Genomic DNA, 25,097 nt, shown 5'->3' with positions numbered 1-25,097 from the left:
GGTCTTGCCCGGTCCGGCGCAACCGCTGCGCGAAACCCGCCACTTCCCCCTTCATCTTTGCCCAAATACTCTCGCGGGGGGCCCGGGGGGCGGACAGCCCCCTGAGGCGGCACAGCACGCCGCGCGCAGCTTACTATCCCAGCGCCCGGGGCCAGGCGATTTCGACGGTCAGGCCTTTTTCGACTTTGGGCAGGGTCAGCCGCGCGCCGTGGCGCAGCGCGATGGCACGCACCAGCGCAAGGCCCAGGCCATGGCCCTTGATCCCCCTGGCGCGGTCGCGTTCGGCACGGGTGAAACGCTCGAAAGCCTCGGCCTTCATGTCCTCCGGCAAGCCCGGCCCGGTATCGGCCACGCGCAGCACAGCGCGGTCGCGGCCCATCAGCGCGACCGTCAACCGGTCACCCGGGGCGCAATATTTGATCGCATTGTCCAGAAGGTTCGCCACCATCTGCGCGATGAGGTGACGGTCGCCCAGCACGGTCAGGCCGGGGGCGATCTCGGCGCCGGTTTTCAGGCCTTTGTCCTCGGCGGAGGCCTCGTAAAGCTCCCAGACCTCGGCCACCACGGCAGAGAGATCCACCGGCACCAGGCCGCCGCCGCCCTGGTCGGCCTCGGCCCGCGAGATATCCAGCAGGGAATCGAAGACGCGGATCGCCTGGCGCATCTCGGCCCGGACTTCCGCCGTCACCTCTTCCTGCCCCTCGATCCGGTCCAGCTTGCGCAGCATCCGGTTCAGGGGGGTGCGCATCTCATGCGCGATGGTGTCGGAGAGGCGGTGGGTGGCTCGGTTCAAGGCCTCGATCCGGTCGAGCATGGAATGGACATGGGTTTCGAGAAGGCCGAATTCATCGGCCGATCGCGGCCCCGGCAGGCGGGCATCCAGCTTGCCCGACGCGACGCGGTCGGCAAGCAGGTTGACCCGCCCGATCCGCCCCATCACCCAGCGCGCCGCCAGCCAGCCGACGCCCGCCCCGGCCAGAAGGATCGCCACCATCAGCCCGGCCATGCTGTGGCGCAGGGCGGTCAGCGTGGCATCGACAGGAGCAAGCGAGCGGCCCACCAGCAGGGGGAAGCCGCCCGGCAGTTCCCGCGCGGCGACCAGATAGCGCGTGTCGCCCAAAGTGATTTCCTGCGCGGGATCGACGGTGAAGCCCTTGCCCTCGGCGGCAAGGCCGTCGGGCCAGGCGTCCAGCGTGCCCGCCAGAACGCCCCCGTTCCGGTCCATCAGCAGCAGCATTTCCTCGCCCCCGGCCGCGGCGCGAAATTCGATCGCCTCGCGCAGCGCGATGATGCGGCGCTGTTCATAGAGGGCGGCAAGCCCATCCATGTCCGAGGCCAGAAGGGTGCGCTGCGCAGCGTCCAGCCGGTCGAAGACCAGCCGGTATTGCAGGGCCATGGCAAGGATCGCCAGCGCGGCCACGGCCAGCGCCATTCCTGCGGCAAGCCGCAGGGTGGCGCGGGCGCGCAGGGGGCGATGCTCGGCGGGAAAAGCGGTCACGTTGGCTCGGCCGGCGGGGAAAGGGGTGCGAAGATATACCCTTCGCCGCGCGCGGTCTGGATCGCGGTGCTGCCCGCATCCTCAAGCTTGCGGCGCAACCGGCCGACATGGACATCGACCACATTGGTGCCGGGATCGAAATGCAGGTTCCAGACCCGCTCCAGAAGCTGCATCCGCGTGACGACCTGACCCGCGTTCTGGGCGAAGAACGTGATCAGCTCAAACTCCTTTGGGCTGACCGCGACATGTTCGCGCTTCACATGCACGGTGCGGGCCTTCATGCGGATCTCAAGATCGCCGAAGACCAGCAGGTCATTGTCCAAGACCTGCATCGTGTTGCGGCGCAGGAGGGCACGGAGACGGGCGCGCAACTCGTCTTCCTCGAAGGGTTTGGGAAGATAGTCGTCGGCCCCCTTCTCCAGCCCCTCGACCCGCTGCGCGGCGCGGCCCAGGGCGGAGAGGACAAGGATCAGCGCGCGCGAGCCGCCCGCCCGGATGCGGGCCATGGCATCGACGCCGTCGCCGCCCGGCAGGGTGCGGTCAAGGACGATGACCTTGTAGTCGCCCGCCCCCGCCTCGGCCACGCCGGCATCAAGCGTATCGCGATGCGTGGCCTCGCAGCCCAGCGACCGGACCACCGCCGCAACGGCGGCGGCGGTCTCGGCATCGTCTTCCACGATCAGGATTCTGTCCATCTGCACCCCTTTTCCGGGCAAAAGGTTCAGAACACCACGACCGCCGGGTCAAGCACATTCGCGCCGCCCAGCGCGCGCGCGCCGTCATGCTTGCCCCAGGGGTCAAGGTAGATATGGCGGGTGGCGCCCCCGGGGGACTGCACCAGAATGAGCACGGGTTCCGACAGTTCCAGCGCATCCAGGGCAGCGGCATCCATCTCGGCGCCGTTCACCGCGATGATACGGTCGCCCTTGGCCAGGCCAGCGAAAAGACCCGGCGAATTGTCGGTCACATCCTTGACCACGCCTTCGTCGCCCAGAACGATGCCCAGCGCGCTCAGGCGGTAGCTCTTGATCACCTCGGGCGCGGTGCCGCCTTTCGGCAGGTCGCGGACCTTCAGCCCGATGCCGGGGGTATCGTCGGTTTCGGGCAGGGCCAGCGACAGGGTCAGAGTGATGTCCTCCTGCCCCCGGCGCAGGGTCAGGTCGGCGGCGCCCTTTGCCACCGCAGCCTCGATCAGGAAGGCGAAGTCGCCGGGTTGCGCCAGGGCCGTGCCATCGACGGCAAGGATGATGTCGCCGCCCTTGAGGCCCGAAGCCGCCGCCAGACCGCGCGGGGCCGCGCCATCGACCAGAAGCCCGGTCGCGGCCACGCCCAGCGCCTCGGCGGCCTTGCGGTCGACCGGGCGGGCGGTCAGGCCCAGTTTCGGAAAGGGGGCAAGGGTTTCGTCGATCAGCCCGGCGACGATGCGGTCAAGATCGGGCGTGGCGATGGCATAGGCGATGCCCACGAACATCCGGCTGCCATCGGCGATCTGGCTGTTCATGCCCAGAAGCCGCCCCTGCGCATCGACCAGCGGCCCGCCGGACGAGCCGGGATTCACCGCAGCATCATGTTGCAGCATCTTGAGCGGCACAGCGATTTCCACCTGCCGGGCGGTCGCCGAGATCAGCCCCTCGGTGAGCGTGAACTCGATCCCAAGGGGTGCCCCCAGAGCAAAGACCTCAAGGCCCAGCCCGGCAGGTTCGGCCGCGGCCACCAGCCCGCGGCGTCCAGGTTTCACGGAAATCACTGCCACGTCCCGGGTGGGATCGGTGGCGATGACGGTGGCGGTCTCCTCATTGCCATGGCGGTCGATCAGGCGGACCTCCTCGGCGTCGCCGACGACATGGGCATTGGTCACGGCAACAAGCGCCTCCTCGCCATAGAGAAAGGCCGAACCGAGAAAGCGGTCTTCGGCATCGGCGCTGCGCACGACAAGAACGGTGTCCATGGCGGAATCCAATGCGCTGGCCTCGGCCCGCACCGGTGTGGCCGACAGGGGCGACAGCCCCGCAATCCCGCCTGCGGCCATGCCAAGACCCAGCGCCAGAAGCGCCGGTTTCATCTTCCGCGTCAGGCCGGAAAGCGCCGAACGCAGGGTCATTTCAACTCTTTGCATAACGTATCTACCTGTAGGTCTGCCCCTTGCGCAGCCTAGGTAATGCCGCCCGGCAGAAGGGTCACATGACAAATCCCGTCATGGAAAGATTGTGAGTTTACAGGTCCCTGCCCGCCGTCCATCTTCGCCCTGTCCTTAACCGGGGAACGGGCCCGCCAGGCCCGGCAGATGATGAAACGCCGACTGATCCTTGCCCTGATCCTGTCCGCCGCCCCGGCCCTGGCCGATGAGGCAACAAGCCCGTTGCAGCGGGCGCAGCTTTCGGCCGAGCTTTTCGAGTTGGGCCTGGCGGCGTCGGACCCGGTGATGCTGCTGACCGCAGCCCGCATCCGCAAGACGGTGGGTCTGGACCTAGCACCGCGCGACGCGATGAGCTGGCAACAGATGCTGGGCGCGGCAAGCCCGCTGCTGGAAGGCGACAAGGTTCTGGAACAGATCGCCGCCGATCTGGCCGCCGAGAGCGCAAAGGGCGTGGCGGCGGGGCCGGTCACCAGGCTTGCGGAACTTGCCCCGGGCGAGACCACCCTGCCCGCCATGGGTTTCAAGGGCGGCGCGTTGGCCGAGGTTTATGTCGAGGCAGTGCCGGGCGTGGATGTGAACCTGACCGTGCGCGACGGCGAGGGCAATCTGGTCTGCCGCGACGCCGACGCCTCTTACGTCGCCTATTGCAGCTGGACGCCCGCGACCGACGGCGATTTTCTTCTGGTGGTCGAGAACCGCAGCCAGAACCCGACCGATTATGCGCTGATGACGAATTGAGGGTAGGATGATGTTTCGCAAATTCCTGTTGACCACCGCGCTTGGCCTTTTCTCGCTGCCCATGCTGGGCAGCGGGGCCATGGCGCGCGAGAATTACGCGCTGCTGATCGGCGCCTCGGAATATCAGAACCTGGCCGAGAAATGGTGGCTCAAGGGTCCGAAGAACGATGTGGCCTTGGCCTATACCTACCTGACCACCGAAGCGCCGGTGCCCTTTGCCAGCGACAATGTGATCGTGCTGGCCGATGGACTTGAGGGGGTCAAGACCGATGGCCATGCCACGCTGGGCGAGATCCGCGCAGCTTTCGCCAAGCTTGAGGCCGAGTTGCAGCCGGGCGATTTCGTCTATCTGCATTTCTCGGGCCATGGCACCCAGGCCCCGGCGGCCGATCCCGACAGCGAGCTGGACGGGCTGGACGAGCTGTTCCTGCCTACCGACATCGGCAATTGGAGCGACTCGGTCGGCCATGTGGAAAACAGCCTTGTGGATGACGAGATCGGCACGCTGATCGACAGCCTGCGCGCCAAGGGCGCCGATGTTTGGGTGGTGTTCGACAGTTGCCATTCCGGCACTGCCACCCGCGATATCGCGCCCGAAGACGAGGATGTGGCTGTGCGGCAGCTGGACCCGTCGGTGCTGGGCATTCCCGAGGCGATGGAGGATGTGCAAAGCCGCGGCGTCGGCGGCGACGATCCGCGCGCCGCACCCGAAGCGCCGGTCGATGCGACGGACGAGAAACCCGTCGCCACGGCGGAGGGGGTCGAGCCGGGCGCGCTGGTCGCCTTTTTCGCCGCCCAGACCAATGAGGTGACGCCCGAGAAGCGCCTGCCGAAAGGCAAGCCCGACCGCAAGCCGCAGGGCGTGTTCACCTACACGCTGTTCGAGACGCTGGCCGAATATCCGAACGCCACCTATGGCCAGATCGCGCAGGAAGTGCTGCGCAAATATGCCGTCGGCAATCTGGCGAAATCGACGCCCTTGTTCGAGGGCGATCTGGATCAGGTCGTGTTCGATGCCGAACCGGGCGGGCGCGTGGCGCAATGGCCGGCCGAAGTGACGGACACGGGGATCACCATTCCGGCGGGCGAATTGCACGGTCTGGCGCAGGGCACGGTCCTGGCGGTGATGGATTCGGCGGCGGCGGCCACGGACAAGGCGATCGGCTATGTGCAGGTGGCATCGCTGGACACATTCACCGCCACGGCAGTGCCGGTCGAGAAGGAGGGCAAGACGCTGCCCGCCGAATTGCCGAAGGGGCTGTATATGCGCAAGCTGGACGAGGCGGTGGATTTCTCGCTGACCGTGGCGCTGCCGCCGGAAGGCACGGCCCCCGCCGATGCGCTGCTGGCAGCCCTGGAAGCACTGAAGGAGGAGTCCGGTCCGCGGCTGAACTTCGTCGCCAGCGGGGCCGAGGCCGATCTGCGGCTGGCCGTGCTGCCCGACAGCGCGCGGCCCGATGCGATCTGGGTCCTGCCCGCGACCGGGCTGGCCGAGGATCTGGCGACGACTCCCTCGGTCTCGACCGCCGACAAGACGGGAGACGAGCTGGCGGTGACGCTGGCCGACACGCTGAACCACATGGCCAAGGCGCTGAACCTGATGAAGCTGGGCGCGGCGGTGGGCATGGGCGAGATGGATGTCGAGGTGCAGATGCAGACCCGCACCCCGGAGGACCGCACGCTGCGCGACCTGCCCTTCACCCCGGTGCCGACACTGATCCCCGATGACGAGGTTCACGTCCTGGCCAAGAACAACAATGATTTCCCGGTGGATGTGAACGTCCTCTATATCGGTGCGGACAATTCGATCTCGCATTGGTTCTCGGGCCGGTTGCAGCCGGGGGACGAGTTGAAGAAGGGCCTGTTCGCCATCGGCGACGGCGCCCTGGGGCAAGAGCGGATGATCGTGGTGGTGACGCCCGCCAAGGCGCATTCCCCGGTCGAGGATCTGTCCTATCTGGCGCAGGATGCGCTGGAGACGAACCGGGGCCTGGGCGAAAGCTCTCTGGGGGCGGCCTTCACCGAGGCCGGGTTCGGCGAGACGACGCGCTCGGCTGTGGCCCTGTCGGACGATACCGAAGAGGCAGGCCCGGCACCGATGATCCTGCAAATGGAATTGCGCACCAAGCCCGCGAATTGAGGGCTTGGGGTCTAGGGAAAGGCTGGCCCTGCCGAGAGCGGCGGGGCCGCTTCCCTTGTGCTGCGGCCGGCTGGCAGGGCGATCAGAGCCTCGGGCTGGAAACCGTCGCGATCTGGGCCTTTGCTATAGCTGGCGGCGCAAGTCGCGACCGGACCCGGGGGGAGGCTGCCGGGTCCGGTGCGGAAAGAGGGGCGGGGCCTAGCCCAGCACCTCTTTCATGTTCACGACGCGCTTTTCCGCAAGCGATTTGAGCGCCGCATCGGCCAGGGCCAGCGCGATCAGCCCGTCTTCGCCCGAGGGGCTGGCCTTGCCCTTGCCGCCCATGGTGGCGATGAAGGCGGCGATTTCGGCGGCATAGGCCTCGGTATAGCGGGTCATGAAGAAATCATGCAGCGGCGGGCGGGTGTAGCCGCTGCCATTCGCCACTTCGATGCTGACCGGGCGCTGGTTTTCCGCCGATGCCATGCCCTTGGATCCATGCACTTCGATGCGCTGGTCATAGCCATAGGTGGCGCGGCGCGAGTTCGAGATCATCGCCTGCTTGCCCGAGGCCGTGCGCAGCATGACCTGCACCGAGTCGTAGTCACCGGCCTTGCCGATATCCGGGTCGACCAGCACGGCGGCGGTCGCGACGACTTCGTCGATCTCTTCGCCCAAGAGGAAGCGGGCCATGTCGAAGTCATGGATGGTCATGTCGCGGAAGATGCCGCCCGAGCGCTTGATGTAATCGACCGGCGGGGCGCCGGGGTCGCGCGAGGTGATGACGACCATCTCGACCGTGCCGATGGATCCCTTGTCGATCTCGGCGCGGACGGCGCGGAAATGCGGATCGAAGCGGCGATTGAAGCCGACCATGAGCGTGCCTTTCTGGGCGCGCACGACATCGAGGCATTGCTTCACGCGGGCCAGAGACAGGTCAATGGGCTTTTCGCAGAAGACCGCCTTGCCCGCCTTCACGAAGCGCTCGATCAGATCGGCATGGGTGTCGGTCGGGGTGCAGATCACCACCGCGTCAATGTCCTTCGCCGCCTCGATCTGCTCGATGCTGCGGACCTCGGCGCCATATTGGTCGGCGATGGCTTGGGCGGCGGCGGGCATGGCATCGGCCACGGCCACCAGCTTCGCGGCCGGATCGCCGGTCACCGCCTTGGCGTGAACCTTGCCGATGCGCCCGGCACCCAGAAGGCCAAATCTGATCGTCATTTCTCTCCTTACTCCGGGTAGGCCCCGGCGACGTTCTGATCGAAATCCACCAAGGCCCCGGTCATCACGCCCGAGGCGGGGGAAAGCATATAGGCGGCCAGCCGCGCGACATGACCGGGCTTGACCAGCATGCCCATCGGTTGCCGGGCCTCGGCCTGTTCCAGCCAGCCATCCTGCGCGCCATGGAACTTGCGCTGCACCAGATCCTCGCCCGGCGTGTCCATCCAACCGCAATTGATGCCATTGACGCGGATGCGATGCGACCGCAGCGCCTGGGCGGCGTTCTTGGTGATGTTCGCCAGGGCCGCTTTCGACGCCGAATAGGGCGCAAGATAGGACTGGCCGCAATGCGTGACCATCGACAGGATATTCACCGCACTTGCGGCATGGCCCTTTTCCACCGCCAGCTGCGCGAAGCGTTGCAGGGCGAAGAAGGGGCCACGGGTGTTGATGGCGAAATGCTTCTCGAAATCCTCGGGCGTGGTGTCGAGGATCGAGCCGCGTTCCGTGGTGGCGGCGGCATTGACCAGCGCCGTGACGCGGCCGAAGCGGTTGGCGGTGCGGTCGATCAGGAGAATGGCATCCTCGACCCGGCCCATGTCGGTGGCAAGGAAGCGGATGTCTGCGCCGGTTTCGCCCCGCAGCTTTTCGGCCGCCGCCTCGCCCTCGGCCACGCGGCGGCCGGCGATGACAAGACGGGGGCAGCCCTCGGCGATCAGCCGTTCGGCAATGGCAAGGCCAAGGCCTTGCGTGCCGCCCGCGATGACGGCGACGGTATCGGCGTGATCAGGCGTAAGCGGCATCGGACGCGCCCTTCACCCCAGTGATGTAGCTGACGATGTCATTACCGTCGGTTTCCTCTTTCCGCAGGCTGGCGACGATGCGGCCCCGGCGGAAGACGACGATGCGGTCGACCAGATCGAAGACCTGGCGCAGATTGTGGCTGATCAGGATCATCGGGATGCCGCGCTCTTTCAGGCCGCGGATGATGTTTTCCACCTGCGCGGTTTCCTGCACGCCCAGGGCCGCCGTGGGTTCGTCCATGATCACCAGTTTCGACGCGAAGGCGGCGGTACGCGCGATCGAGACGCATTGCCGCTGCCCGCCCGACATGTTGCGGATCGGGTTGTCCACGTTCGGGATCTTCACCGCCGTGGTCTTCAGCGCCTCGAGCGTGCGGTCACGCATCGCCTTGCGGTCAAGCCAGGAGAAGGGGCCGAACTTCCATTTGAACAGTTCGCGCCCGAGGAACAGGTTCGAGGGCACGTCCAGATCGTCGGCCAGCGCCAGCGTCTGGAACACGGTCTCGATCCCCGCCTCGCGCGCCTCGAGCGGGCCGGTGAAATGAACCGGCTGGCCGTCGAAGAACACATCGCCCGATGTGCGTTGTTCCACCGCCGTCACCTGGCGCACGAAGGTGGATTTGCCCGCGCCATTGTCGCCCACCACGGCGACATGTTCGCCGTCATGCAGGATGAAATTCGCGTCTTCCAGCGCATGGACGCCGCCATAGCGCTTCGTCAGACCCCGGGTTTCCAGAATGACCTTGCTCATCTCCGATTACCCCCGCGTCCGCTGGCGTTGCCGCCATTGATCCAGAACCACCGCGCCGACGATGATCGCGCCCTTCACCATCTCCTGGTAATAGGCGTCCAGCCGGATCGAGGTGAATCCCGAGATGATGGTGGAAAAGATCATCGCGCCCAGTACGGTGCCGATGATCGAGCCGCGCCCGCCCGAAAGCGACACGCCGCCGATGACCGCCATGGCAATTGCGTCGAGTTCATACATCACGCCCATGCCGGCCTGCGCGGTCAGGTTCTTCGAGGTCAGCAGGATCGCGGCCACTGCGGCCAGCATGCCGGCGATGGCATAGACCAGCACCTTGTGGCGATCGACATTGATGCCCGACATGCGCGCGGCGGCCTCGTTCGAACCGATGGCATAGCTGCGCTTGCCGTAAAGCGTGTAGATCATGATGACCTGGAACAGCACGGCCAGGACCACGAAGATCACCGCCGGGTTCTGGCCCTGCCAATGCAGCAGGCCAAAGGTCAGCGTGCCGAGAAGATCGCCGTTGGACAGCTGGCCATAGCTTTCGGTCGGAAAGCTGACCGGCTGGCCGTTGGACCACCAGCGCGCCACGCCGCGGGCCGAGACCATCATGCCCAGCGTGGCGATGAAGGGCGGGATGCGGGTATAGGCGATGAGAAGCCCGTTCACGAGGCCGGCAAGCAGGCCGCAGGCCAGGCCCACCACAATCGGCACGATCACCGGCAGATCCATCGCCCAATCGCCGAAGATGGCCTTGGGATTGGGGTTGCCATTGACCAAGGCGGTCTGGGCAAAGCTCATCACGATCATGGCAGTGGCACCGACGACCGAACCCGAGGACAGGTCGATCCCGCCCAGGATGATCACCTGGGTCACGCCGATGGCGATGATCCCGGTGATCGCGACCTGCAGGATCATGATGTCGATGCGCTGCTGGTTCAACAAACCGCCCGTGTCGCGCATGTTGAACAGGAACGAGGTGCCGTTCAGCCGGTTCAGGATTTCAAAGACCAGAACGATCAGCACAAGCGCGCCCAGCACGTTCCATTCCGGCGCGCGCGTGCGCTTGGCCGGATCATATTTCAGCCCCCCAAGGCCGTGTGTCGCCTGCGCCACGGTTCTTCCCCCTTCATCCCTTGCTTAGATGCGGGACGGCGCGGTCGGCGCCGTCCCCCGTTGCGGCAGAGCCGTCAGTTCTTGGTCATGTAATCCGCAAGATTCGCGGGCGTCACGAGTTCGAAGGGCACCCAGACGGTCTGGTCGACCGCTTCGCCCTTGGCCAGCTTCTGCGCCGCATCCAGCGCGCCCGAACCTTGCGCGGCGGCATTCTGGAACACGGTCACGTCCAGATCGCCCGCCTGCATCGCGGCCAGAGCGTCCTGGGTGGCGTCGACGCCGCCGACCTGCACGGTCTTCATGTCGATGCCCGCAGCCTTCATCGCCTGGATCGCGCCGATGGCCATTTCGTCATTGTTGGCGATGACACCGTCAAAGGCGGTGCCGGTCGACAGCCAGTTGGTCATCAGGTTCTGCGCCTGATCGCGCGACCAGTTGGCGGTCTGCTGGTCGATGACATTGATCTTGACCTTGCACTTGCCCGCATTGATCACGTCATAGATGTCCTGGGTGCGCTGGACGGCGGCCTGGTTCGACAACTCGCCCTGCAGGACATAGACATTGACCTCGGTCTTGCCCTCGCCCGCCCAGTTGTCGCAAAGCGCGATGGTTTCCAGCGTGCCGCTGTCCACTTCGTTCGAGGCGACGAAGGCCTGATTGTCGGGCAGCGTGTCCAGGTTGATCGGCTGGCGGTTCACATAGACCAGCGGCACGCCCGCAGCGGCGGCGGCATCCGACATGGCCTGGGTGGCCGAGGTGTCCACCGGGTTGACGATGATCGCGTCGACGCCCGAGGCGATGAAGTTGTTGATCTGGTCAAGCTGCTTGGCCACATCGTTCTGCGCATCTTCGATCTGCACCTTGATCCCGCCTTCATCGGCGGTCTTCTGGATGCCATTGCGCAGCACGGTCAGGAAGTTGTCGTCGAACAGCGCCATCGAGACGCCGATCCCATCGGCCATGGCGGTCGAACCCATCAGCGAGACAACGCCCGCGAGAACGAGTTTCTTCATGTCTTACTCCTCCACTGTTGCGGTGTCCGGCGCACCGTCCTCCCTGCCGGACCGCCCTTGGGGCGGTATTCTGCCGCTCAGGCCTCCACGCCCTTGCGGATGAATTCCATGCTGGCCCGCAGCGCGGGGGCCGGATCGGCCAGCCCGTGCACAAGCGGGGAAAACGGTTCATAGCTGATCGGCCCGCGATAGCCGCCCGCGCGCAGCGCACGGATCTGGGCCACATTGCCCAGCAGGTCATCGCCATCGACCAACACGCGATGCGGATCGCGCATGTCATCAAGGTAGATCGCGTCCGTGACGCCCGAGACATGCACGATTCCGGTGAGATCCGGGTAGATCGGGCCAAAGCCCGCCAGCGCGTGATGGAAAGTGTCGTGCACCATGTAATAGACGCCCTCGCCGCCCACGGCCGCGATGCAATCGGCCAGCACATCCTTGTAGCGCAGCGAGCAGACCGCAAAGCCCAGCGGCTCGACCATGGCCTTCAGCCCATGGTCGCGCAGCATCGGCAGCAAGGCCTTGAGCGCAGCCGTGGTGACGCGGGCGCTTTCGGCCCGGTCGGTCGCGACACCGTCATTGCGCGGGATCAGGCTGACCGCCTCGGCCCCGGCGGCTTTGGCGATCTTCATCAGCGCCAGCGCCTCGTCCGCCTTGGCCTCGGACCAGTCGTTGAACATCTTCACTTCGGCCAGCGCCAGGAACCGCAAGCCGCGCTTTGCAATTGCGGCTTTGACGGTCGCGGGATCGGTGCCGCCGAACAGGGGCGCCTTCAGATCATTGCGGAATTCGACGCCCAGGCAGCCCAGACCGGCCGAAAGGTCGAGAAACGCCTCCCAGCCCAGGTTCGGTGCGGTCATGTGGTTCAGGGCAAACGGCACAGGCAAAGCATCCCCCAAAGATCAGATTCGCGCCGTCTCCCCCAGCGCACTTATGGAATTGATATTCCATTTTTGAAGCGTAGCAAATGAAAATTCCAAAATCCATCACAGCGCCTCGCGCACATGGATGTCGGGTGGCAGGAAATGCTGGCTTTCAGCCGGCGCCTCGGCCCCCTCGCAGGCGATCTGCGACATCCGCGCAAAAAGCGCCCGGCACAGCTTCTCGAGCGGCGTATCGGTGACCAGGGTCACCACGCCTTCGGCCAGGGCCTTGCGAGAAAGCGGCGTCAGCGCCGAGACGACCAGCGAGACCTGGCCCGCCCGGCCCGATTCGGCCAAGGCGGCGATGGCGCCCTCCATCCCGCCGCCCGCGACATAGATGCCGCGCAGGTCTGCGTGACGGGCCAGAAGCGCCAGCGCTGCCTCATAGGTCAGTTGCCTTGTTTCCAGGTTCACCATGGTTTCCAGGACTTCCAGCTGCGGAGCCGCCTCGCGCAGATAGGTGCGGAAGCCGGTCTCGCGCAGGTCATGGCCGTGCCAGCGATGCCCGCCCACAAAGACCGCGACCTTTCCCGGCACGCGGGCGGAAAGGGCCGTGATCCAGCCGGCGGTCCGGCCGATTTTCAGATTGTTCAGGCCCAGATAGCCAATCCGCGCCCCCTGCGCGAAATCGGACAGAAGCGAGATCACGGGCAGGCCCTGCGCCCGCAGCGCCTCGACCGCCGCCGTCACTTCGGGATGGTTCACCGAGGTTGCGGCCAGCACGTCGCAGCGCCCCGCCATGCGCCGCATCTGGCCCGCCATGTCGGCCGGAGACTGGCTGGACGAAAACTCCAGCACAAGCCGCGCCCGCACGCCCGGGGCCTGTGCAACGGCCCGCTGAAGCTCTTCAGCAAAGGCCTGGTAGAATTCCTGCCCCTGCTTGTGCAGCACCACGCCAAAGGTCGCAATCGGCAGGTCGTCCGCTGATGGCGCGCCCAGCCGCCCTGCCGCCGGATGGCCGATCCTTGCCGCCGCCTCGGCCAGAATCGCGCGCGTTTCGGCGCGCACCGCCTCGCGCCCGTTCAGCGCGCGGTCGACGGTCGCCACCGAGACGCCCGCCGCTTCGGCCAGGGCCCGCATTCCTGGTCTGCGCATCGCTCCCCGCAGGAGGCTGACGATTCTTCGTCAAATCTGCACTCAAGTTTGACGAGTTCTGATGGAATACTCCACCCCCCTTATTGTTCGAAATGGAATTTGCATTCTATTTTCGCCGCGTGGGGAGGACCGACCATGACGAAACGCGACTATGACCTCTTGGGCCCGGATGGGCGGCGCGCAGTGGAAACCGGGCTGGCGGCGGCGGCCTGGTATCATACCGAGGTTCCGCGCAAGGTTATGAAAGACCTGATGCAGCGCAGCGACGCGCCTGCGATCCGCGACACCATCATCCTCTACGGCGTGATGATCCTGACAGCGGGGATCGGCATCTGGCTCTGGCCCTCCTGGGGATCGGCGCCGTTCTTGGCGGTCTATGGCGTGCTGTATGGCTCGGCCTCGGACAGCCGCTGGCATGAATGTGGCCATGGCACCGCCTTCAAGACGCCCTGGATGAACAAGGCGGTCTATGAGATCGCCAGTTTCATGATCATGCGCAATTCGGCCACGTGGCGCTGGAGCCATGCCCGCCACCATACCGACACCTATATCGTCGGCCGCGACCCCGAGATTGCCGTCATGCGCCCGCCGGAGCTGGCCAAGCTGGTGCTTAACTTCTTCGGCATCCTGGATGTGCTGCGCTTCTTCCCCAATCTGATCCAGAATGCGCTGTTCGGCCCCAATGCGGTGGAACGGACCTTCGTGCCGGAAAGCGAATGGGGCAAGGTGCAGCGCGTCGCCATCGTCCATGCCGCGATCTATGCCGCGATCCTGGCGCTGGCCATCTCGATGGGCTCGATCCTGCCCCTGATGGTGATCGGCCTGCCGCGCCTCTATGGCGCCTGGCACCATGTGATGACCGGCCTTTTGCAACATGGCGGCCTTGCCGACAACGTGACCGACCACCGGTTGAACAGCCGCACCGTCTATATGAACCCGGTCTCGCGCTTCATCTACTGGAACATGAATTACCATGTCGAACATCACATGTTCCCGATGGTGCCCTATCATGCCCTGCCGCGCCTGCATGAAGTGATCAAGCACGACCTGCCCGCGCCCAACCGCTCGATCGCCGAGGGCTTTGCCGAGATGTGGCCCGCCTTCAAACGGCAGATCCTTTATGAGGATTACTTCCTGAAGCGCGCGCTGCCGCCTGGTGCCAAACCCTATCGCGAAGAGTTTCACGCGATCTCGCCCGGCGCGGCCGACGCCCCGCCGCCTTCCGCAATCCCTGCCGAGTGAGGATGCCATGCCCTGGGTAAAAGCCTGCTCCACCGATGATGTCGAGGAAGAGGACCTGATCCGCTGGGACCATGCGGGGGCGACCTATGCCATCTACCAGTCGCCGGAAGGGGAATTCTTCGCCACGGCGGGCCTGTGCACCCATGAGCAGGTGCATCTTTGCGACGGGCTGGTGATGGGCCATCTGATCGAATGCCCCAAGCACAATGGCCAGTTCGACTATCGCACCGGCGCGGCCAAGCGCACGCCGGTCTGCGTGGCCTTGCAGACCTTTGCCGTGAAGGTCGAGGGTGATGCCGTCTATGTCGAGGTGCCGTGATGGCGCCCCCTACCGTCCATGACCTGCGGGCGGCGCGCGGCCGGCACCATTATGCCATGCTGCGCGTCGAGACGCTGGACGAGGCTGCCGCCGCCGCGCAGGCGGGGGTGGAACTGTTTTCGATCCCACCCGCCATGCTGCTGGATCGCCGCTTCCGCGACGTTGCGCCCGATGCCTTCGCCTTCCCCGGCGAAAATTTCTTCGAGATCGGCGGGACCGACGATTTCCTCCGCTGGGCCATGCCCCTGGCCAAGGCCGGGGCGGATGGATTCTACTGCTCGGGCTCTTTGCAGACCGTCAGGGCGCTGGCCGATCACGGCCTAGCGGTCTGCGGCCATGTCGGGCTGATCCCGTCGAAGCGCACCTGGACCGGCGGCTTCAAGGCAGTGGGCAAGACGCTGGAGACGGCGCAGCTGGTCTGGCGGCAGGTGCGCGCGCTGGAAGAGGCTGGTGCCTTTGCCGCCGAGATCGAGGTGGTGCCGCATGCGATCACCGCCGCGATCGCCGAAAAGACCAGCCTCTTCCTGATCTCGATGGGGGCCGGGCGCGCGGGGGCCCATGCGCAATACCTGTTCTCGGACGATGTGCTGGGCCAGAACCGCGGCCGCGTGCCGCGCCATGCCAAGGTCTATGCCGATCTTGCAGCGGAACAGGACCGCCTCCAGTCGCTGCGCGTGCAGGCGATGGCCCGCTACGCGCGCGATGTGCATGAGGGCGATTATCCCGCGCCGCAGCATCTGGTCGACAGCGACCCGGAAGTGGTCGCGGCCTTCCGGGACTGGCTGGCGCAGGAGTGACGCCGGTGGGCTCAGGCCCTATGGCGATCCGCGATCAGCAGCGCCAGCGCGCCCGCCAGCGAAACGACCACCCCGAAGGCGGCAGCAAGGGCATAGCCCGACAAGAGTGTTCCCGCCGCGAAGCACAGCGCCGCGATCACATCGCCCGACAGGCGCTGCACCGCCATCAGACTGGCCCCGGCGCCGGGCCGGTCATGCAGCAGGTCCTGCAGATAGGCGATGGGCAGCGTCAGGGTCAGCGCGCCGCCCATCGCAGCGGGCAAGACCAGAAGCCAAAGCCAGGGACCATGCGCCAGCCAGGGCATCAGCCCCAGATGCAGCGCATAAAGCCCGGCCCCAATCAGGATGCCCTGCTGGCGCGGCACGGCCCGCATCAGCGCGGGAAAGAGCAGCATGAAGGGCACTTCCAGCCCGGCGACCAGCCCGACATAAAGCGCCACATCGCCCGCGCCCCGCCCCGGCACCTGGCCCAGAACCAGCGCGGTCAGCGCCATGTACAGCGTCGGCCCGGCATTCACCGCCCCCAGCGCGATCACCCGCAGCAGCGTGCGCGGACGCCCGATCTCGGCCAGCGCGGCGCGGGACGACAGGCCCGAGGGCGCCTCGGCCCAGGGCGCGCGCCCGTCGCGCGGCCAAAGGCGCAGGATCACGGCCAGCATCACCAGCGCCACCACCAGGCTGACCGGAAAGACCGCCATCACCCCGGCCCCGGCGGCGAAGGCCAGCGACCAGAGCGGCAGCACGACAACGAAGGGCGCGGCCAGAAGCGCGCGGATCACCGACATCACCCCGTCGCGCGCGGCGGGCGGATGGGCAAAGGCGGCCAGCCGCGCCATGGCAAAGACCTGGCCGAAGATCGTGCCGGCAAAGGGCATCAACACCACCGCCACCAGCACGAAAGACCAGGCGGCGGGCAGAAGACTCATCAGAGCCATGGCCAGGACCAGCGCCGCCGCCGCCCGCGCCGCCATGCCCCGCCGCCGCGCGGTCTGGTCGGTGCGGATGCCCACGGCCACGGCCGAGACCACCGAGACCGCCGACGCGAGCGCCAGGATCACCGCATAGCCCGCATCGCCGAAGCCGAAGCGATGCACCGCCAGATCCGACACATAGGGCATGTAGGAACAGATCACCGCGCCTTGCAGCGCCAGGACGATCGCCGCCAGCCGCAGCGAGGGATCGCGCAGCACCAGCCGCGCCGGGCCGGGCGCCGGACCAAGCGAGAGGTCAGCCAAGCGGCACCACCTTGCCGGGGTTCATCACGCCCTGCGGGTCCAACGCAGCTTTCAGCGCCCGCATGACCTCCAGCGCCACCGGATTCTTGCGCCGCCGCATCGACGGCAGTTTCGACAGGCCGATGCCATGCTCGGCGCTGAACGACCCGCCCAGCTCCTGCACCACATCCTCGACGCAATCCATCACCGCATCCGCAAGCGCCGCGTCCTTGCGCGTCGGGAACAGCGTGTAATGCAGGTTGCCATCGCCTAGATGCGCCACGGTCAGGCTGCGGATGCCGGGGTCGAGCACGGCCAGCCGCGCCTCGGTCAGGGTCAGGAAGGCGTCAACCTTGTCCAAGGGCAGGCAGACATCGGTGTCGACCGCCGGGTCCAGCCCGACGCAGATCTCGGCGGCAGCCTCGCGCCGCGCCCACATCGCCCGGCGCTGCGCCTCGGACTGTGCCACCACGGCATCGCTGATCAGCCCCTCCTCGAACATCGCGCCCAGAACCTCTTCCAGCCGCGCCACCAGCGGCACCGCGCCATCGGGGCCGGGGGCGGCCTCCTCGGCCACGGTGGTGCCGGCCTCGATCAGGATCGTCACTTCGGGGATCTCGGCGAAGGGCAGGCCCAGATCGGGCCGCGCCTCGACCAGCCGCTGGCTGTAGCTGCGCGGCATGAATTCGAAGGCCTCGACCCGCCCGCCCGTCGCCGCCTGCATCCGGTTCAACAGGCCCAGCGCCTTGGGCAGGCTGTCGGCCGCCACGCAGGCCGTGGCATGGGCCAGGGGTGCCGGCACCAGCTTCATCACCGCCGCCGTCACGATGCCCAGCGTGCCCTCGGCCCCGATGAACAGGTCCTTCAGATCATAGCCGGAATTGTCCTTGTGCAGCTCGCTCATCAAATCCAGCACCCGGCCATCGGCCAGCACCACCTCGATCCCGAGGCAGAGGCCGCGGGTCGAGCCATAGCGCAGCACGTTCGACCCGCCGGCATTGGTCGACAGCGCCCCGCCCAGCTGGGCCGAGCCGCGCGCCCCGAACCACAGCGGGAAATACAGGCCCAGCGCCTCGGCCGCCTCGTGGATCGCCTGAAGGATGACGCCCGCCTCGGCCACGACCAGCCGCGCCTCGGGGCGCAGGGCGCGGATGCGGTTCATCCGCTCAAGGCTGATCATCAGCCCGCCCTCGGTCATGGTGCCGCCGACCAGCCCGGTATTGCCCGAGACCGGCACCACCGCCACCCCCGCCGCCGCCGCCAGCCTGACGCAGGCTGCGACCTGTGCCGTATCGGCAGGCCGCACCACCGCCAGGGGCGCGCCGTGATACTTGCCCATCCAATCGTCGGCATAGCGGCGCGTGGCCTCGCCCACCAGCACCTGCGGCGGTCCCACAACCGCCGCCAGATCATCAATCAGTCCCATGGTCATCCCGGATCGAAGCCCCCCGCCCTTCATCTTGACACATATACCTTGCGGGGGTCCGGGGGCGCAAAACCCCCGGGGGCGCGGCCACCCTAGAAAGCCTTGACAGGACAGTCCATAGTACTATCAGTTAGCACATCATCTAACAATCAGAGGCCCTCGATGCTGCGCGCTCTTCTCTTGTCCTGCCTGCTCGCAGTGCCCGTCGCTGCACAGGATCTGCCCGCCCCGGTCGCGGGCGACTACATTCTGGACCTTGGCCATTCGCGGCTTCTGGCCAAGGTCAACCATCTGGGCTTTTCGACCTATATCGCCCCGTTTTTCGATTTCGGCGGAACGCTGCATTTCGACCCGGAAAACCCCGTGTCGATGAAGGTCGACATCACGGTCAAGGTCGCCTCCCTGACCACGCATTACCCCGACCCGGCGCTGGATTTCGACGCGGTTCTGACCGGGCCCGATTTCCTGGATGCCGCGCAATTCCCCGAGGCGCGCTTCACCTCGACCGCGATTGCACTGACCGGAGAGCATAGTGCGGATGTGACGGGCGATCTGACCATCCATGGCGTGACCAAGCCGGTGACGCTGCAAGTGACCTATAATGGCGGCTGGGGGTCCATGCCACTCGACACGGCAGGGGCGCGGATCGGCTTTTCGGTCAAGGGCAGCTTCAATCGGTCCGATTTCGGCGTGGGTTTCGGCGTGCCCGCGCCGGGCACGACCATGGGCGTCAGCGATGCCGTGACGCTGGAGATCGAGACCGAATTCACCTCGACCAGCGCCGCCGTGCCGGTGCCGACCCCTGCGCCCTAGGCGTCAGGGCGCGGTGGCGATCTTGGCGACCAGTTCCTGCACGCTGGGCCCGAGCGCCGCGACGATGGCCTTCACACCGTCGGGATTGGGGTGGATGCCATCGGCCTGCATGAGGCGCGCATAACTGGCAGGGTCGGCCGGGTCGGCGCCTTCGGCCACGAAACCGGCAAAGAAATCGGGGAAAAGCAGGTCCGCATGGGCGGCGGCAAGTTCGGGATAGATAGCGTCGAATTCGGCCTTGTAATCGGGGCCGAAATTGCCGGGCGCCTTCATACCGACCAGAAGGACCGGCAGGCCGCGCGCCTCGGCCCCGGTCAGGATCGCCTCAAGATTCGCGCGCACCTCGTCGGGCGGCAGGCCGCGCAGCATGTCATTGCCGCCCAAAGTCACGATCATCGCCTGCGCGCCGGGGGACAGCGCCCAGTCCAACCGCGCAAGCCCGCCCGCCGTGGTATCGCCGGACACGCCCGCATTCTCGATCACCACATCCGTCCCATGCGCCTTGAGCCAGTCCTGCAATTGCGGCACCAGACCGTCGCCCGGATCGGCCAGCCCATAGCCCGCCGTCAGACTGTCGCCCAGCGCCACGATGGTCACCGGCTGCGCAGTGGCGGCCAGAACCGACGCCGCAACGCAGAAAACCCACGCGATCGTGAGGTTGCACAGACGCGCAATCAGGCCATATCCCTGTGTGACCCGTATCAGGATGCCGCGCATGACCGACCTTTCCCCCGTCCTCTCGCTGACCGACGCGCAGCTGACGCTGCCCGGCAATGCCGGCCCGGTCGAGATCCTGCGGGGCATCTCGCTTGTGGTCAACCGGGGCGAGACGGTGGGGCTGATCGGGCCTTCGGGGTCGGGCAAGTCGTCGCTCCTCATGCTTCTGGGCGGGCTGGAACGCGCCACCGGGGGTCAGGTCGTGGCGCTGGGTCAGGACCTGACCCAGCTGGGCGAAGATGCGCTGGCGCGGTTCCGCAGGGACAATATGGGGGTGGTGTTCCAGAGCTTCCACCTGATCCCGACGATGACGGCGCTTGAAAATGTCGCGATCCCGCTGGAACTGGCGGGCCGGACCGATGCCTTTGCCCGCGCGGCCGAGGAATTGCAGGCAATGGGCCTTGGCCACCGGCTGGACCATTATCCCAGCCAGTTGTCGGGGGGCGAGCAGCAGCGCGTGGCGCTGGCCCGCGCCGCGGCGCCGCGCCCGGCGATCTTTCTGGCCGACGAGCCGACGGGCAATCTCGATGCCGCCAATGGCGCGGCGATCATGGACCTGCTTTTCGCCCTGCGTGACCGCCATGGCGCGACGCTGGTTCTGGTCACCCATGCGCCGGAACTGGCGGACCGCTGCGACCGGGTGATCCGGCTGGTCGATGGCCGGCTGGCCGGGACGGATCCGGGAACAGATCTCGGGGCCGACGCCGCCGCGAAGGCCGCCGAATGAGCCTGGCCTTTCGCATCGCGCTGCGGGAATTGCGCGGCGGCCTGCGCGGATTGCGGGTCTTTCTGGCCTGCATCGCGCTGGGGGTGGCGGCGATTGCTGGCGTTGGCACCCTGCGCAGCGCCATTCAAAGCGGGCTGACCGATCAGGGTTCTGTCCTTCTGGGCGGCGATGCCGAAATCCGGCTGACCTATCGCGCCGCGACCGCGCCCGAGCGGGACTGGATCGCGCGCACCGCCAGCCGGTCGTCGGAAGTTTACGATTTCCGGTCCATGGCGGTGACCGGCAACGATCAGGCGCTGACCCAGATCAAGGCGGTGGACGCGGCCTATCCGCTTTATGGCGCTGTGCCGCTGGAGCCGGAACAGACCTTGGCACAGGCGCTGGCCCCGGTAGACGGCCTGCCGGGCGCGGTGATGGACCCGCTTCTGGTCGACAGGCTGGGACTGAAGATCGGCCAGAGCTTCCGCCTTGGCACGCAGGAGTTTCGCCTTGCCGCCCGCCTGCTGCGCGAACCCGACAGCGCCAGCGCAGGCTTTGCCCTTGGCCCGCGCACCATCGTTTCAACCACGGCCCTCGCCAATTCGGGCCTGCTGACGCCCGGCTCGCTGTATGAAACCCGCTATCGCATGGCCCTGCCTGCGGGCAGCGATCTGGACGGGCTTGAGGCGGCGGCCGAGGCGGCCTTTCCCGATGGCGGGTTGCGTTGGACCGATAGCCGCAATGCCGCGCCGGGGATCGAGCGGTTTGTCGAGCGGATCGGCAGTTTCCTGGTGCTGGTCGGCCTAGCCGGTCTGGCGACCGGAGGCGTCGGCATCTCGGCCGCGATCCGCGCCTGGCTTGACCGCAAGACCGCGACCATCGCCACCCTGAAAACCCTTGGCGCGGGCGGCGGTCTGATCTTCCGGATCTATCTGATCCAGGTTGCGATCCTGGCCGGGGTCGGCCTTGTGATCGGCCTTGTGCTGGGCGCGGGCCTGCCCGTTCTGGCCGCGCCGCTGATCGAGGCCGCCCTGCCCTTCCCCGCCGAAATCGGCTTTTCCCTGCGCGCGCTGCTGGAAGCCGCCTTCTATGGTGCGGTTTCGGCGCTTTTGTTCACCTTGCTGCCGCTGGCGCGGACCGAGACGATCCGACCTGCCGCCCTTTATCGCGGCGGCGAGGGCACGCGCGGCTGGCCGCGCGCCCGCTGGATGATCCTGATGCTGGTTCTGGCGCTGGTGCTGATCGGCACGGCCACCGCCCTGTCGGGGATGCCGGAACTGGCCCTTGGCACGGCGGGCGGGGTGATCGGGGCGCTGTTGCTGCTTGGCCTCTCCGCGCTTGGCCTGCGCCTTGCCGCGCGGCGGCTGGCGCGGTCGCGGCTGGTGCGCGGGCGCGTGGGGTTGCGCGCGGCGCTGGCGGCGATTGGCGGGCCACGGTCCGACGCGCTGCCGGTGATCCTGTCGCTGGGCCTCGGGCTGTCGGTCCTGGCGGCGGTGGGCCAGATCGACTGGAACCTGCGCCGGGCGATCGACCAGGACCTGCCGACCCGCGCCCCCGCCTTTTTCTTTGTCGATATCCAGAACGACCAGATCGGGCCGTTCCGCGCGATGATGGCCGCGAACCCTCTGGTCGGCGACATCGAAAGCGCCCCGATGCTGCGGGGCGTGATCACCGAGATCAACGGCCGCCCCGCGCGCGATGTTGCGGGCGACCATTGGGTCGTGCGCGGTGACCGGGGGATTTCCTATGCCGAAACGCCACCGCCCGGCACCAAGATCACCGCCGGGCAATGGTGGCCCGAAGGCTATGCCGGGCCGCCGCAGATCAGCTTTGCCGCCGAGGAAGCCGCCGAGATCGGGCTGAAACTGGGCGACAGGATCACGACGAACATCCTGGGCCGCGACATCGAGGCGGAAGTGACCTCGTTCCGCGAGGTGGATTTCTCGAATGCCGCGATGGGTTTCGTGATGGTGCTGGATGCCGCCGCCCTGCGCGCGGCGCCGCATACCCATATCGCCACGGTCTATGCCCCGCCCGAGGCCGAGGCGGACATATTGCGCACCGTCTCGCGCACCTGGCCAAATATCACCGCCATTGCCATCCGCGAGGCGGTGGACCGGGTGACCGAGGCGCTGGCGGCGATTGCCTCGGCCACGGCCTGGGCGGCGGCGGGCACCTTGCTGACCGGCGTTGTCGTGCTGATCGGCGCGGCGGCGGCAGGCGAAGGGGCGCGGGCCTATGAGGCGGCGCTCTTGAAGGTGTTGGGCGCCACGCGTGGCCGCATCCTGGGCAGTTTCGCGCTGCGGGCGGCGCTTCTGGGCGCGGCGGCGGGGGTGGTGGCGATTGCGGCGGGGGCAATTTCCGGCTGGGCCGTCATGGTCTTCGTGATGGACAGCCCCTATCGATTCGAGCCGGTCTCGGCCCTGGGCATCGTGATCGGAGGCGTGCTGGCGACGCTGCTGGCCGGGCTGGCCTTTGCGGCGCGCCCCCTGTCGGTGCGTCCCGCGCGGGTGCTGCGGGGCCAGGAATAGGCGCCGGAGTTGCCTGCCCCGCCGCCTGTCCCACGGTGGGACAGGTGACTGCCACAAAGGAAATCAACGGGTTGATCCGGCGGGATTCACCAAATCTTAAGGCCTGCCCGCCGGTCAGGCGCTGGCAGCAACCCGGGCCAGCCGCGCCCGCGTCAGGCCCACCGCGCGCAATTCCTTGTTGCGGGGCAGGATCAGCCGAAGCGCCCGAGCCAGCGCACCGAGCCACCACAACCCGCGCGCGGCCTTGGCCACCCGCGCCATCGCACCATCCGGCGCATTGGCCGCATAGGCTGCAAGGGCTGCGTCCAGAAGCCGTGTGTCATCAGGCCAGCGCACGAAGCAGCTTTGGGTGAAGATCACCACATCCATCGCCTGCCAGAAGCCGCCGCGCTTGCCGGGCCGGAAGCGTTCAAGGTCGATGAATCGCGCCTCTTGCCCGTCCCAGCAGATATCGCGGATTGCCGGACGGGCATGGACAAGCCCGGCCCAGTGCAACAGCGCCAAAGCCTTGCCCGCAGCCGCAAAGGCCCGCACCCCGTCTTCTGGCGCGGCCTTGTCAAGCTGCCCCAGGGGCGTGCCGACATCGGGGGTGACCAGGAAATCCGGCCCTTCCAGCGCCACTGGAACCACGGGCATTCCGTGATCGGCCAGCACATGCAGGCCTTGGCGTTCGGCATCGAACAGCGCCTGCGGATCGCCTTTCTGCAGGCGCAGGATCAGCCCCATCCGCTCGACCCGTTTCAGCCAGAACCGCCGCCCATCGGGCAGGTCGACCGGCCGCACCCGCTTGCGCGGGCCGGACAGGGCAGTCTTGACGGCCCGTATCAGGGCAGGATCGGCGGTCGAGGTCAAAAGGCGTCTCACAGATGTGGGAAACGCGAATGTAAAACCTCAGCAACAGATTTGTAAGGTCAGGCCTGCCCGACCCGGCCTAATGCCCGGCCAGAAACCCGGTGGGTGCCCGTTCAAGCAGCTCATCCGCCAGCGCATGCCCCAGGGACGCGCCGTCCCGCGCGGGGCCACGCCGCTCTGCGGCAATCGCCTCGGAACCATCGGGACGCAGGATCTCTCCGCGCAGCCACAGGCTGTCGCCGTCCAGAAGCGCAAGTCCGGCAATCGGGGTTTCGCAAGAGCCGTCGAGCCGCGCAAGGAAGGCGCGTTCGGCGGCCAGCCGCAACCCGGTGTCGCGGTCATGAATTGCGGCCAGCAGCCGGGCGGTGGCGGGATCATCGGCGCGGCGTTCGACGCCGATCGCGCCCTGCGCCACGGCGGGCAGCATCTGGGCCGGTTCGATGGCCGAGCGCGCCACATCTGCCATGCCCAGCCGCGTCAGGCCGGCCATGGCCAGGAACGTCGCGTCCGCCACGCCTTCCTCCAGCTTGCGCAGACGGGTCTGCACATTGCCGCGGAACTCGACCAGCTTCAGATCGGGGCGCCGCAGCGCCAGTTGCGCCCGCCGCCGCAGCGAGGAGGAGCCGACCGTCGCGCCTTGGGGCAGATCGGCGATGGCCGCGAATTTCAGGCTGACAAAAGCGTCGCGCACATCGGCGCGCGGCAGGTAGCAGTCCAGCAGCAGACCCTCGGGCTGAACGGTCGGCATGTCCTTCATCGAATGGACGGCGATGTCGATGCCGCCCGCCAGCAGCGCCTCTTCGATTTCCCGCGTGAACAGGCCCTTGCCGCCGATCTCGCGCAGCGACTTGTCCTGGACCTGATCGCCCATGACCTTGATCACCACCACCTCGAAGGCGGTCTCAGGCAGGGCGAAGGCGGCCATCAGGCTGCGCCGCACCTCATGCGCCTGCCAGAGTGCAAGCGGCGAGCCGCGGGTGCCGATGCGGAGCGGATGAGCGGGGGAAGGCAGGGCTTGGGTCATAACGCAGGCTTACCCGCGACAGAAGCGCCATTCAACGGC

At 67.1% G+C, this 25,097-nt stretch carries 23 protein-coding genes; 8 read left to right on the top strand and 15 right to left on the bottom strand.

What is annotated here, in order from left to right; genetic code table 11:
* Positions 1-133 precede the first annotated feature (133 nt).
* Genes ACED67_RS07085 through ACED67_RS07075 form a run of 3 tightly spaced genes read right to left on the bottom strand, consistent with a single transcriptional unit; the run spans position 134 to position 3,599 of the window.
* Positions 134-1,498 (bottom strand): HAMP domain-containing sensor histidine kinase, encoded by a 1,365-nt coding sequence (locus ACED67_RS07085; protein ID WP_395540876.1) that lies wholly within the window; start codon positions 1,496-1,498, stop codon positions 134-136.
* Positions 1,495-2,193 (bottom strand): response regulator transcription factor, encoded by a 699-nt coding sequence (locus ACED67_RS07080; RefSeq protein ID WP_395540875.1) that lies wholly within the window; start codon positions 2,191-2,193, stop codon positions 1,495-1,497. Before ACED67_RS07080 ends, ACED67_RS07085 begins: the two co-directional genes overlap by 4 nt.
* Before the next feature lie 26 nt (positions 2,194-2,219).
* Complete coding sequence (locus ACED67_RS07075) at positions 2,220-3,599, bottom strand: S1C family serine protease (RefSeq protein WP_395540874.1); 1,380 nt, start codon at positions 3,597-3,599, stop codon at positions 2,220-2,222.
* 183 nt (positions 3,600-3,782) lie between these two features.
* On the opposite strand from ACED67_RS07075, the gene ACED67_RS07070 reads away from it, so the two are divergent.
* Together ACED67_RS07070 and ACED67_RS07065 are read left to right on the top strand one after the other, a co-directional pair.
* The gene (locus ACED67_RS07070) at positions 3,783-4,373 is read left to right on the top strand and encodes a hypothetical protein (protein WP_395540873.1); all 591 of its coding nucleotides are present in this window, start codon (positions 3,783-3,785) and stop codon (positions 4,371-4,373) included.
* Positions 4,374-4,380: 7 nt separating this feature from the next.
* Positions 4,381-6,513 carry a caspase family protein gene (locus ACED67_RS07065; RefSeq protein ID WP_395540872.1) on the top strand — a complete coding sequence of 711 codons (2,133 nt, stop codon included), beginning with the start codon at positions 4,381-4,383 and terminating at the stop codon, positions 6,511-6,513.
* 198 nt (positions 6,514-6,711) lie between these two features.
* On the opposite strand, the gene iolG is transcribed toward ACED67_RS07065, so the two are convergent.
* The 7 genes from iolG to ACED67_RS07030 all read right to left on the bottom strand — a co-directional run bounded on the left by iolG (position 6,712) and on the right by ACED67_RS07030 (position 13,402).
* The gene (gene iolG, locus ACED67_RS07060; protein WP_395540871.1) at positions 6,712-7,716 is read right to left on the bottom strand and encodes an inositol 2-dehydrogenase; all 1,005 of its coding nucleotides are present in this window, start codon (positions 7,714-7,716) and stop codon (positions 6,712-6,714) included.
* An 8-nt stretch (positions 7,717-7,724) separates the two neighbouring features.
* Positions 7,725-8,519: an SDR family oxidoreductase gene (locus ACED67_RS07055; RefSeq protein WP_395540870.1), complete on the bottom strand. Its 795-nt coding sequence runs from the start codon at positions 8,517-8,519 to the stop codon at positions 7,725-7,727.
* A complete protein-coding gene (locus ACED67_RS07050) occupies positions 8,503-9,270 on the bottom strand; it encodes an ATP-binding cassette domain-containing protein (protein ID WP_395540869.1) in 768 nt (255 codons plus the stop codon). Before ACED67_RS07050 ends, ACED67_RS07055 begins: the two co-directional genes overlap by 17 nt.
* Before the next feature lie 6 nt (positions 9,271-9,276).
* Positions 9,277-10,386 carry an ABC transporter permease gene (locus ACED67_RS07045; protein WP_395540868.1) on the bottom strand — a complete coding sequence of 370 codons (1,110 nt, stop codon included), beginning with the start codon at positions 10,384-10,386 and terminating at the stop codon, positions 9,277-9,279.
* A 74-nt stretch (positions 10,387-10,460) separates the two neighbouring features.
* Entirely contained in the window at positions 10,461-11,399 is a 939-nt protein-coding gene (locus ACED67_RS07040) for a sugar ABC transporter substrate-binding protein (RefSeq protein ID WP_395540867.1), read from the bottom strand.
* A gap of 77 nt (positions 11,400-11,476) precedes the next feature.
* The gene (locus ACED67_RS07035) at positions 11,477-12,259 is read right to left on the bottom strand and encodes a TIM barrel protein (RefSeq protein WP_395540866.1); all 783 of its coding nucleotides are present in this window, start codon (positions 12,257-12,259) and stop codon (positions 11,477-11,479) included.
* 126 nt (positions 12,260-12,385) lie between these two features.
* A complete protein-coding gene (locus ACED67_RS07030; protein WP_395540865.1) occupies positions 12,386-13,402 on the bottom strand; it encodes a LacI family DNA-binding transcriptional regulator in 1,017 nt (338 codons plus the stop codon).
* Positions 13,403-13,552: 150 nt separating this feature from the next.
* Between ACED67_RS07030 and ACED67_RS07025 the strand changes: the two genes are divergently transcribed.
* Genes ACED67_RS07025 through ACED67_RS07015 form a run of 3 tightly spaced genes read left to right on the top strand, consistent with a single transcriptional unit; the run spans position 13,553 to position 15,775 of the window.
* Complete coding sequence (locus ACED67_RS07025) at positions 13,553-14,659, top strand: fatty acid desaturase family protein (RefSeq protein WP_395540864.1); 1,107 nt, start codon at positions 13,553-13,555, stop codon at positions 14,657-14,659.
* Between the two features lie 7 nt (positions 14,660-14,666).
* On the top strand, positions 14,667-14,978 hold the full coding sequence (locus ACED67_RS07020; protein ID WP_395540863.1) for a MocE family 2Fe-2S type ferredoxin: 312 nt from the start codon (positions 14,667-14,669) through the stop codon (positions 14,976-14,978).
* A complete protein-coding gene (locus ACED67_RS07015; RefSeq protein ID WP_395540862.1) occupies positions 14,978-15,775 on the top strand; it encodes a 3-methyl-2-oxobutanoate hydroxymethyltransferase in 798 nt (265 codons plus the stop codon). The genes ACED67_RS07020 and ACED67_RS07015 overlap by 1 nt, the downstream gene beginning before the upstream one ends.
* An 11-nt stretch (positions 15,776-15,786) precedes the next feature.
* Here the strand turns inward: ACED67_RS07015 and ACED67_RS07010 are convergent, their stop codons facing one another.
* The gene (locus tag ACED67_RS07010) at positions 15,787-17,010 is read right to left on the bottom strand and encodes an MFS transporter (protein WP_395540861.1); all 1,224 of its coding nucleotides are present in this window, start codon (positions 17,008-17,010) and stop codon (positions 15,787-15,789) included.
* On the bottom strand, positions 17,003-18,415 hold the full coding sequence (locus tag ACED67_RS07005; protein ID WP_395540860.1) for an FAD-binding oxidoreductase: 1,413 nt from the start codon (positions 18,413-18,415) through the stop codon (positions 17,003-17,005). The genes ACED67_RS07010 and ACED67_RS07005 overlap by 8 nt, the downstream gene beginning before the upstream one ends.
* 162 nt (positions 18,416-18,577) lie before the next feature.
* Between ACED67_RS07005 and ACED67_RS07000 the strand changes: the two genes are divergently transcribed.
* Positions 18,578-19,228: a YceI family protein gene (locus tag ACED67_RS07000; RefSeq protein ID WP_395540859.1), complete on the top strand. Its 651-nt coding sequence runs from the start codon at positions 18,578-18,580 to the stop codon at positions 19,226-19,228.
* A gap of 3 nt (positions 19,229-19,231) precedes the next feature.
* Here the strand turns inward: ACED67_RS07000 and ACED67_RS06995 are convergent, their stop codons facing one another.
* Positions 19,232-19,945 (bottom strand): arylesterase, encoded by a 714-nt coding sequence (locus ACED67_RS06995; RefSeq protein WP_395540858.1) that lies wholly within the window; start codon positions 19,943-19,945, stop codon positions 19,232-19,234.
* Between ACED67_RS06995 and ACED67_RS06990 the strand changes: the two genes are divergently transcribed.
* Positions 19,944-20,672: an ABC transporter ATP-binding protein gene (locus ACED67_RS06990; RefSeq protein WP_395540857.1), complete on the top strand. Its 729-nt coding sequence runs from the start codon at positions 19,944-19,946 to the stop codon at positions 20,670-20,672. The genes ACED67_RS06995 and ACED67_RS06990 overlap by 2 nt on opposite strands.
* Positions 20,669-23,182 (top strand): ABC transporter permease, encoded by a 2,514-nt coding sequence (locus ACED67_RS06985; RefSeq protein ID WP_395540856.1) that lies wholly within the window; start codon positions 20,669-20,671, stop codon positions 23,180-23,182. The genes ACED67_RS06990 and ACED67_RS06985 overlap by 4 nt, the downstream gene beginning before the upstream one ends.
* Before the next feature lie 114 nt (positions 23,183-23,296).
* Here ACED67_RS06985 and ACED67_RS06980 read toward each other — a convergent pair whose 3' ends face one another.
* On the bottom strand, positions 23,297-24,034 hold the full coding sequence (locus tag ACED67_RS06980) for a BUD32 family EKC/KEOPS complex subunit (protein WP_395540855.1): 738 nt from the start codon (positions 24,032-24,034) through the stop codon (positions 23,297-23,299).
* A 79-nt stretch (positions 24,035-24,113) separates the two neighbouring features.
* A complete protein-coding gene (gene hemC, locus ACED67_RS06975; RefSeq protein ID WP_395540854.1) occupies positions 24,114-25,058 on the bottom strand; it encodes a hydroxymethylbilane synthase in 945 nt (314 codons plus the stop codon).
* Between the last annotated feature and the right edge of the window lie 39 nt (positions 25,059-25,097).

Origin of the sequence: Neotabrizicola paludis (genome assembly GCF_044142105.1) — a bacterium.
Taxonomy (GTDB): domain Bacteria; phylum Pseudomonadota; class Alphaproteobacteria; order Rhodobacterales; family Rhodobacteraceae; genus Pseudogemmobacter.
This window is presented reverse-complemented; position numbering and strand designations above follow the sequence as displayed.

Excerpts from the sequence above, each read along its gene's own strand:
- ACED67_RS07075 (WP_395540874.1), bottom strand. The coding sequence starts at position 3,599 with ATGACCCTGCGTTCGGCGCTTTCCGGCCTGACGCGGAAGATGAAACCG.
- ACED67_RS07025 (WP_395540864.1), top strand. The coding sequence starts at position 13,553 with ATGACGAAACGCGACTATGACCTCTTGGGCCCGGATGGGCGGCGCGCA.
- ACED67_RS07015 (WP_395540862.1), top strand. The coding sequence starts at position 14,978 with ATGGCGCCCCCTACCGTCCATGACCTGCGGGCGGCGCGCGGCCGGCAC.
- ACED67_RS06995 (WP_395540858.1), bottom strand. The coding sequence starts at position 19,945 with ATGCGCGGCATCCTGATACGGGTCACACAGGGATATGGCCTGATTGCG.
- ACED67_RS07000 (WP_395540859.1), top strand. The coding sequence starts at position 18,578 with ATGCTGCGCGCTCTTCTCTTGTCCTGCCTGCTCGCAGTGCCCGTCGCT.
- ACED67_RS07070 (WP_395540873.1), top strand. The coding sequence starts at position 3,783 with ATGATGAAACGCCGACTGATCCTTGCCCTGATCCTGTCCGCCGCCCCG.
- ACED67_RS07005 (WP_395540860.1), bottom strand. The coding sequence starts at position 18,415 with ATGGGACTGATTGATGATCTGGCGGCGGTTGTGGGACCGCCGCAGGTG.
- ACED67_RS07020 (WP_395540863.1), top strand. The coding sequence starts at position 14,667 with ATGCCCTGGGTAAAAGCCTGCTCCACCGATGATGTCGAGGAAGAGGAC.
- ACED67_RS06990 (WP_395540857.1), top strand. The coding sequence starts at position 19,944 with ATGACCGACCTTTCCCCCGTCCTCTCGCTGACCGACGCGCAGCTGACG.
- ACED67_RS07065 (WP_395540872.1), top strand. The coding sequence starts at position 4,381 with ATGATGTTTCGCAAATTCCTGTTGACCACCGCGCTTGGCCTTTTCTCG.
- ACED67_RS07055 (WP_395540870.1), bottom strand. The coding sequence starts at position 8,519 with ATGCCGCTTACGCCTGATCACGCCGATACCGTCGCCGTCATCGCGGGC.
- hemC (WP_395540854.1), bottom strand. The coding sequence starts at position 25,058 with ATGACCCAAGCCCTGCCTTCCCCCGCTCATCCGCTCCGCATCGGCACC.
- ACED67_RS07080 (WP_395540875.1), bottom strand. The coding sequence starts at position 2,193 with ATGGACAGAATCCTGATCGTGGAAGACGATGCCGAGACCGCCGCCGCC.
- ACED67_RS07030 (WP_395540865.1), bottom strand. The coding sequence starts at position 13,402 with ATGCGGGCCCTGGCCGAAGCGGCGGGCGTCTCGGTGGCGACCGTCGAC.
- ACED67_RS07040 (WP_395540867.1), bottom strand. The coding sequence starts at position 11,399 with ATGAAGAAACTCGTTCTCGCGGGCGTTGTCTCGCTGATGGGTTCGACC.
- ACED67_RS07035 (WP_395540866.1), bottom strand. The coding sequence starts at position 12,259 with ATGACCGCACCGAACCTGGGCTGGGAGGCGTTTCTCGACCTTTCGGCC.
- iolG (WP_395540871.1), bottom strand. The coding sequence starts at position 7,716 with ATGACGATCAGATTTGGCCTTCTGGGTGCCGGGCGCATCGGCAAGGTT.
- ACED67_RS06985 (WP_395540856.1), top strand. The coding sequence starts at position 20,669 with ATGAGCCTGGCCTTTCGCATCGCGCTGCGGGAATTGCGCGGCGGCCTG.
- ACED67_RS07050 (WP_395540869.1), bottom strand. The coding sequence starts at position 9,270 with ATGAGCAAGGTCATTCTGGAAACCCGGGGTCTGACGAAGCGCTATGGC.